The sequence below is a fragment of the Pseudomonas sp. MD195_PC81_125 genome (assembly GCF_014060985.1).
GTDB classification, from domain to species: Bacteria; Pseudomonadota; Gammaproteobacteria; order Pseudomonadales; family Pseudomonadaceae; genus Aquipseudomonas; species Aquipseudomonas parakoreensis.
The window spans coordinates 1-6290 of the sequence record NZ_JABULD010000330.1 but is presented as its reverse complement, the minus strand read 5'-3'; the positions used below and the strand labels follow the sequence as shown (position 1 = coordinate 6290).

5 protein-coding genes are annotated in these 6290 nt (G+C 62.4%); 2 read left to right on the top strand and 3 right to left on the bottom strand.

What is annotated here, in order from left to right; genetic code table 11:
* Positions 1-97: 97 nt before the first annotated feature.
* A complete protein-coding gene (locus HT737_RS13755; protein WP_182402896.1) occupies positions 98-1474 on the bottom strand; it encodes a GTPase/DUF3482 domain-containing protein in 1377 nt (458 codons plus the stop codon).
* Positions 1467-2840, bottom strand: coding sequence for a DUF2868 domain-containing protein (locus tag HT737_RS13750; RefSeq protein WP_182402894.1), 1374 nt, complete (start codon positions 2838-2840; stop codon positions 1467-1469). The genes HT737_RS13755 and HT737_RS13750 overlap by 8 nt, the downstream gene beginning before the upstream one ends.
* Before the next feature lie 85 nt (positions 2841-2925).
* Here HT737_RS13750 and HT737_RS13745 point away from each other — a divergent pair, with 85 nt between their 5' ends.
* Entirely contained in the window at positions 2926-3438 is a 513-nt protein-coding gene (locus tag HT737_RS13745) for a dihydrofolate reductase (RefSeq protein WP_182402892.1), read from the top strand.
* A gap of 90 nt (positions 3439-3528) precedes the next feature.
* Here the strand turns inward: HT737_RS13745 and HT737_RS13740 are convergent, their stop codons facing one another.
* Entirely contained in the window at positions 3529-4920 is a 1392-nt protein-coding gene (locus HT737_RS13740) for an L-cystine transporter (protein ID WP_182402890.1), read from the bottom strand.
* A gap of 241 nt (positions 4921-5161) precedes the next feature.
* Between HT737_RS13740 and HT737_RS13735 the strand changes: the two genes are divergently transcribed.
* Positions 5162-6217, top strand: coding sequence for a hypothetical protein (locus HT737_RS13735; protein ID WP_047297167.1), 1056 nt, complete (start codon positions 5162-5164; stop codon positions 6215-6217).
* Positions 6218-6290 lie beyond the last annotated feature (73 nt).

Below are 6290 nucleotides of genomic sequence, written 5' to 3'. Positions count from 1 at the left end.
AGCCAGCTCCCACAGGTATCTTGGTTGATCACAAAAATGGGTTTTCACCGAGAACCCTGTGGGAGCTGGCTTGCCAGCGAAGAGGCCGGATCAGGCGCTACAAATCCGCAGCTAATAGATCTATCTGCTCCTGCCGCTCCGCCTGATTCAACTTCGCATGGGGATTGAGCGACGACCACTGCGGGTGCGCCCGCGCCTTGTTCAGCGCCTCCGGTAGTTTGCCCTCGCGCCAGCTCTTGTCCTGCGGGGTGGCGACCTGGACCGCGTCCATCGCCGCATGTCCGCGTTGATCCAGCGCTGACAGCAACTGCCGCTGACGCAACGCCAGCAGCCGCAGCACCCCGTCATCCACGGTCAACTCGCGCTGGCCCTTGATCTTGCCCAGCAGACGGCTGCCATAACTGCGCGCCGTTTGCAGCGCGCCGCCGGCAAGCGCACCGGCCAGCGCCGCAGCGCCAAGGGTGATCCCGCCCACCAGCAAATCCACGCCAGCCCCGGCCGCAGCGCCTGCCGCAATCCCGCCGCCAACCCGTACGCCGAGTTGCTTCAGGGTTTCCGGGTTGAACAGGTCATCGCCCCAACGCCCATCCAGCAGCGGCAGATCACTGGCCGATGCGTCCTGCGGGCGAAAGGCGTAGAGCTTGAGCAGCGCCTCAACGCATTTCTGTTCGCGCTGACGCACGGCTTTGCGCAGCTCGCTGATGGCTTGCTGTTCCTGCTCGGCGTCGCTGACCACGCTGCGCCGGCACGCCGCACAATCGATCAGCAATTCGGCGATCAGGCGTGCCGCACTTTGCTGGCGCGCCAGGCGCTGGGCCTGTTGATCGGCGATCAGCCGTTCCAGTTGCGGCCGGGCGTTTTCCAGCAGCAGCGCGAGGCTTTCGTACAGGCGGCGCTCGCCGTCTTCCGGCGGCGCAACGCTGTCGAACCGCACCAGCGCATGCAGGCCGAGCCGCGCCAACGCTTCGCGCCAGTCCGGTTCGCGATGGCTGGCGCTGCTGACGAAATTCAGCACCGGCAGCAGCGGTTTACCGCAGCTGGCCAGCACTTCCAGTTCGTCGCGATACTTGGCCAGCACCGGCTCACGGGCGTCGATCACATACAGTCCGGCATCGGAGGCGAGCAGTTGTCGCAGCACTTTCGCCTCCTGTTCGAAACGCTGGCGCGCCTCACTGCCGTCGAGAAACCGCGCCAGTCGTGCCGGGCCGTCGAGGCGTTCGCCGGGGCGCTCCAGACGCTCGAGGAAATCCAGCAGGGCAATGGCATCTTCCAGCCCCGGCGTGTCGTAGAGGTCAAGCAAGGGCTCGCCGTCCACCGACAACCGCGCGCCCTCGACATGGCGGGTGGTACTCGGGCGGTGCGAGACTTCGCCGAAACCGACGTCACGGGTCAAGGTGCGCAGCAGCGAGGTCTTGCCGACGTTGGTGTGGCCGACCACCGCGAGTTTCAGCGGGGCTTTGCGGGCATCAGTCATGACCGTTCTCCAGCCAGTTCATCGGTGCGCAATCGGCGAACGGCAATTCCAGCTGTTGCAGCGCGACATGCCAGTCGCCGAGGCGGGCGCTGTCCAGCGCTTCACCGGGCGGTGCTTGCAGCAGCCAGACGCGGGTGGCGCTGGCGTTGCGCGCCAGTTCGGCGATCAGCGCGAGGCTGCCGCGATCCGGCGAGCGCCGTGGATCGCAGGCGATCAGCAGGCGTGCCGGAGGGAAACGGCTGAGTTGCTCCAGGAGTTTGTTGCGCGATTCGCGGCTGTCGAGAATGCCGGCGTTGCTCACGGTTTTCGGCAGCGCTGGTGGCCAGGAGCGTTGATCGTCGAGTTCGATGGCGACCAGCAGGGCACCCTCGCTGGCGTGTTCGCTGACGCTGCTTTCGACCCGATGCAACTGCTCAGGCGCCGCGTCGTTGATGCCGAGGCGTTCGCTGGTCGGCATCAGCCGTTCGCGCAACTGGGCGTAGCCGGGCAAGTTGAGGTCCAGCGCCAGCGCGGCTTTGCCGCGATTCCAGCGCCAGAAACATAACAGCGTCAGCAGCAGACGCGGCAGCACGCCGTAGACCACCAGCACACCGACCAGCCAGGTCGCCCAGGCCTGTCGCGCGCTTTCGATACCCAGTGCCGCGTCGCCACTGGCACGGATCATTTCCACGCTGGGTACGTTGAAACCGAGCAGCGCCGGCAGCGCGCCGAGGGCTTGGGTCAGGTTGATGAACGTATCCGCGCTGAGGATCGTGGTTTCCCAGACGAAGCCATAGCGCCGGGTTGCCATCAGCGCCAGCAGCAGCACCAGTGCGCTGAGCATCGCCAGCAACCACAGGCCATTGACCAATGTGCCGAGGGCCCAGCGATTGAGTTTTCTGCGCTGTAACATCAGCAGCAGGGCCGGTGCGAGTTGCGCGGCTTTGGCGTCGCGGGCGAATTTTTCGCTGAGCCACAACCAGAGGCGCCCGAGGGTGGCGCCGTGTTCTCCGGCAAAGATCAGCCCCAGCGCCCAGCTCAGTAGCAGAATCAGGTTCAACCCGAGCAGGCTGCCCAAGGCCCAGAACACATTCACCGGTGACTGGCTCAGTGCGGCGAAGGCCAGTCCGGCGCCGCTCAACAGCGCGAAAATGACCAACAGCACCAGCGCCAGACGCGCGCCCTGCAGCCAGTGCTTGAGTGCCGTGCTCAGCCCGTCGCGCTCGGCCAGCCACGCCGCCCGGCGCTGAATACGGCTCGACAGATCGCCGCCGGCCGCGCGGGCCAGACGATTGGCTTCCGGATCCTCCAGGGGACCTGCGTGCTCTTCACGCAGGCGGATGGTTTCAGTCAGCCAGAGGTTTTGCAGGGGAGTCAGTTCAGTCACGCGCCATTCCGTTGCTCAATTGAGCCATGAGCATAACCGCTGTGGCGCTTATCGGGTCAAGCGAGGCTCTGGTATCCTCGCCGGCATGACTAAATCACTCCCCCTCAGCCTGATCGCAGCCCTCGGTGAAAACCGCGTGATCGGCGTCGACAACAGCATGCCCTGGCACCTGCCGGGGGACTTCAAGTACTTCAAGGCCACGACCCTCGGCAAGCCGATCATCATGGGCCGCAAGACCTGGGATTCCCTCGGTCGTCCGCTGCCGGGGCGCTTGAACATCGTGGTCAGCCGCCAGCCAGACTTGGTGTTGGAAGGCGCGGAGGTGTATCCGTCGCTGGAAGCCGCGGTGGTGCGTGCCGAGGAATGGGCGCAAGCGCAGGGCGTCGATGAGCTGATGCTGATTGGTGGCGCGCAGTTGTATGCGCAAGGGCTGGCGCAGGCCGATCGTCTGTATCTGACCCGTGTGGCGCTGAGCCCGGAAGGGGACGCGTGGTTTCCGGAGTTCGATCTGAACCAGTGGAAGCTGGTGTCGAATGTGCCGAATCCGGCTGAGGGCGACAAGCCTGCGTACAACTTCGAAGTCTGGGAAAAAGCCTAAAAGATCGCAGCCTGTGGCAGCTCCTACAAGGTTTACGCATGTCCCCTGTAGGAGCTGGCGAAGTCTGCGATCTTTTGATCGTGCTTTACATCAAGCCTGAGCAAGCTCCGCATGCTCATCCGCATCCAGCAGCGCTTTATCGGTCTGCTGCATCACCTGGCTGGTAATCGCACCCGCGGTGATCGAACCACTCACGTTCAACGCCGTACGACCCATGTCGATCAGCGGCTCCACCGAAATCAGCAGCGCCACCAGTGACACCGGCAAACCCATCGCCGGCAGCACGATCAGTGCGGCGAATGTCGCGCCGCCACCGACCCCGGCCACACCGGCCGAGCTCAGGGTCACAATTGCCACCAGCGTCGCGATCCACAGCGGATCCAGCGGATTGATGCCGACTGTTGGGGCCACCATCACCGCGAGCATCGCCGGGTACAGGCCGGCGCAACCGTTCTGGCCGATGGTCGCGCCGAACGAGGCGGCAAAACTTGCTACCGACTGTGGAATGCCCAGACGACGGGTCTGCGCTTCGATGCTCAGCGGAATGCTCGCGGCGCTGGAACGGCTAGTGAACGCGAACGTCAGCACCGGCCAGATCTTGCGGAAGAACCGCAGCGGGTTGATCCCGGCCGCTGACACCAGCAGGCCATGCACCACGAACATCAGGCCCAGACCGAGGTACGAAACCACGACGAAACTGCCGAGCTTGATGATGTCCTGCAGGTTGGAACCGGCGACCACTTTGGTCATCAGCGCCAGCACGCCGTACGGGGTCAGCTTCATCACCAGACGCACCAGACGCATCACCCAGGCTTGCAGGGTGTCGATGGCGTTGATCACTTTCTGGCCTTTTTCGACATCATCCTTGAGCAGTTGCAGCGCCGCGACACCGAGGAAAGCCGCGAAGATCACCACGCTGATGATCGAGGTCGGCTTGGCCCGGGCCAGGTCGGCGAACGGGTTCTGCGGAATGAACGACAGCAGCAGTTGCGGCACATTCAGGTCGGCGACCTTGCCGGCGTAGTCGGTCTGGATGGTTTGCAGACGGGCCATTTCCTGAGTACCGGCGACCAGGCCTTCGGCGGTGAGGCCGAACAGGTTGGTCAGGCCGATACCGATCAGCGCCGCAATCGCGGTGGTGAACAGCAGCGTGCCGATGGTCAGGAAGCTGATCTTGCCCAGCGACGAGGCGTTGTGCAGACGGGCCACCGCGCTGAGGATCGAGGCGAACACCAGCGGGATCACGATCATTTGCAGCAACTGCACGTAACCGTTGCCGACCAGATCGAACCAGCCGATCGAGGCTTTCAGCACCGGATTGCCGGCACCGTAAACGGTGTGCAGGGCCACGCCGAACGCCACGCCCAGCATCAGTGCGAGCAGGACTTTTTTCGCCAGGCTCCACGTTGTGTGGCGGGTTTGCGCCAGACCGAAGAGCAGGGCGAGGAACACCAGCAGATTGAGGATCAGCGGCAGATTCATGAAGACTCCGATAAGACTTGTGCCAGTCGCCTTCTGGGGCAACTGCGAACCGGGAAGCCTAACAGTTTGATTTCCAATGAATTAATACCGAAATAGCAGGTCGTCCGTCGTTTTTGGAATAAGCGCTTGTCGCTCTTGGCAATGCAACTGGCGTTGAAGAGACGTAAGCGGTCGCTGACAGACGAGGACTGTCACACTTATTTGTTAGCGTCGATGTCTTTCAGTCAGGGAGAAAACGCCGATGAAGTTCGCACCGAAAATGCTCGCTGTGGTGCTTGGATTGGGTCTAGCCGCTCACGCATTCGCCACCGATCTGAAGCACTGGCCGGCGGATCAGGCCAAGGCACTGGACGCGATGATCGCGGCCAATGCCAACAAAGGTAACTACGCGGTGTTCGACATGGACAACACCAGTTACCGCTATGACCTCGAAGAGTCGTTGCTGCCGTTCATGGAAAACAAGGGCCTGATCACCCGCGACAAACTCGATCCCTCCCTGAAGCTGATGCCGTTCAAGGACACCGCCGACCATAAGGAAAGCCTGTTCAGTTACTACTACCGGCTGTGCGAAGTCGACGACATGGTCTGCTACCCGTGGGTGGCGCAAGTGTTCTCCGGCTTCACGCTCAAGGAGCTCAAAGGCTATGTCGATGAGCTGATGGCCTCGGGCAAACCGGTGCCGACCACTTATTACGACGGCGACGTGGTGAAGAACCTCGATGTGCAGCCGCCGAAAGTCTTCACCGGCCAGGCCGAGCTGTACAACAAGCTGATGGAGAATGGCATTGAGGTCTACGTGATGACCGCTGCCTCGGAAGAACTGGTACGCATGGTCGCGGCCGATCCGAAGTACGGCTACAACGTCAAACCGCAAAACGTGATCGGCGTGACCACGCTGCTGAAGAACCGCGAAACCGGCGAACTGACCACAGCGCGCAAACAGATCACCGCCGGCAAGTATGACGAGAAGGCCAACCTCGGCCTCGAACTGACGCCGTACCTGTGGACCCCGGCGACCTGGATGGCCGGCAAGCATGCGGCGATCCTGACCTACATCGATGAGTGGAAAAAACCGGTACTGGTGGGCGGCGACACCCCGAGCAGCGATGGCTACATGCTGTTCCACGATGTGGATGTGGCCAAGGGCGGCATTCACTTGTGGGTCAACCGCAAGGACAAATACATGACTCAATTGAACGGCATGATGGCCAAGCACGCAGCGGCGCAGGCCAAGGAAGGGTTGCCGGTGACGGCGGACAAGAACTGGGTGATCGTCAAGCCTGAAGAAATTCAGTAAGTCCTGAAATCCCTGTAGGAGCTGCCGCAGGCTGCGATCTTTTTGATCTTGTTTTTTAAGAGCAAGATCAAAA

Coding starts and splice junctions, on each gene's coding strand:
- HT737_RS13735 (WP_047297167.1), top strand. CDS start 5,162: ATGAAGTTCGCACCGAAAATGCTCGCTGTGGTGCTTGGATTGGGTCTA.
- HT737_RS13755 (WP_182402896.1), bottom strand. CDS start 1,474: ATGACTGATGCCCGCAAAGCCCCGCTGAAACTCGCGGTGGTCGGCCAC.
- HT737_RS13745 (WP_182402892.1), top strand. CDS start 2,926: ATGACTAAATCACTCCCCCTCAGCCTGATCGCAGCCCTCGGTGAAAAC.
- HT737_RS13740 (WP_182402890.1), bottom strand. CDS start 4,920: ATGAATCTGCCGCTGATCCTCAATCTGCTGGTGTTCCTCGCCCTGCTC.